Raw genomic sequence first — 1,399 nt, forward strand, 5'->3', positions numbered from 1 at the left:
CGTCGGTGGTCGACAGGCTCAGATTGGCTTTGTTGATGGTGCTGCTGGTGTTGTCGACGTARGCRATGTTGTAGTTGCCSGWCACGTCGGCATTGCCGCTGTCCTTGATGGTCASGCCGCTGGCSCGCACCRYCTTGTTGCCGSTRCCSGCGTTCTTGTCSAGGAAGGCCTGGCTGCCGGCGGCATTGACCAGCTCGCCTGCGCCCGCACCCGCGAGCGCCGCGACGGTGCCCGTTCCGGTGGCGTTCAGCGTGCCGTCGTAGGTCTTGGTCACACCCGTTGCCGTGACCGTCAGGCTGGCCTTGTTGATCGTGCTGCTGGTGTTGTCGACGTAGCTGACGTTGTAGTTGCCGGTCACGTCAGCGTTACCGCTGTCCTTGATGGTCAGCCCACTGGCCTGCACCGTCTTGTTGCCGACACCGAAGTTCTTGTCGGTAAAGACCTGCGTGGCGGCGGTGTTGACCGACTCACCTGCACCGGCGCCGGCCAGCGCGCCGACCGAGCCCGTGCCTGTGGCGCTGAGCGTACCGTCATAGGTCTTGATCACACCGGTCGCGGTGACCGTCAGGTTGGCCCTGTTGATGGTGCTGCTGGTGTTGTCGGCGTAAGTGACGTTGTAGTTGGCGTTGTTCACCCCGTCGCCTACCGTCACGCCCGCCGCCGTTACTGTCTTGTTGCCGTTGCCGGCATTCTTGTCGGTGAAGGCGAATGTGCCGCCCGTGGTGCCGTCACCCGCGAACACCGTGCCCGCCGTCACGACCACAGTACCAGCCGCCGAGAGGCCGCCGTCGTAGGTCTTGGTGACGCTCGAAGTGGACAAGGTCAGGTTGGCCTGGTTGATGGTGCTTGTGGTGTTGTCCGCATAGCTGACGTTGTAGTTGGCGTTGTTCACGCCGTCGCCCACCGTCACGCCGGTCGTCGTGACCGTCTTGTTGCCGCTACCGGCATTCTTGTTGGTGAAGGCGAATGTGCCGCCCGTGGTGTTGTCACCCGCAAACACCGTGCCCGCTGTCACCGTGACCGTGCCGGCTGCGCTGGTCGTGCCGTCGTAGGTCTTGGTGACGTCGGTGGTCGACAGGCTCAAGTTGGCCTTGTTGATGGTGCTGGTGGTGTTGTCGACGTAGCTGACGTTGTAGTTGCCCGTCACGTCGGCATTACCGCTGTCCTTGATCGTTACGCCGCCGGCGCGCACCGTCTTGTTGCCGATACCGAAATTCTTGTCGAGGAAAGCCTGGTTGCCAGCGACATCGACTACCTCGCCCGCTGCCGCGCCAGCCAGCGCGGCAACGGTACCCGTACCGCTGGCGCCCAAGGTTCCGTCGTAGGTCTTGGTCACCGCATTGGCCGTCACCGTCAGGTCGGCCTTGTTGATGGTGCTGGTGGTGTTGTCGACATAGGC

The 1,399-nt window shown here is 63.2% G+C and carries 1 protein-coding gene; it reads right to left on the minus strand.

Translation table 11 applies throughout. The features are described 5' to 3' along the window. Positions 1–1,399: YDG domain-containing protein (locus AC1D1P_RS23405; RefSeq protein ID WP_477674648.1), on the minus strand; the 1,399-nt coding region annotated here is incomplete at both ends.

The sequence above is a fragment of the Polaromonas sp. P1_E1_2 genome (assembly GCF_056406035.1).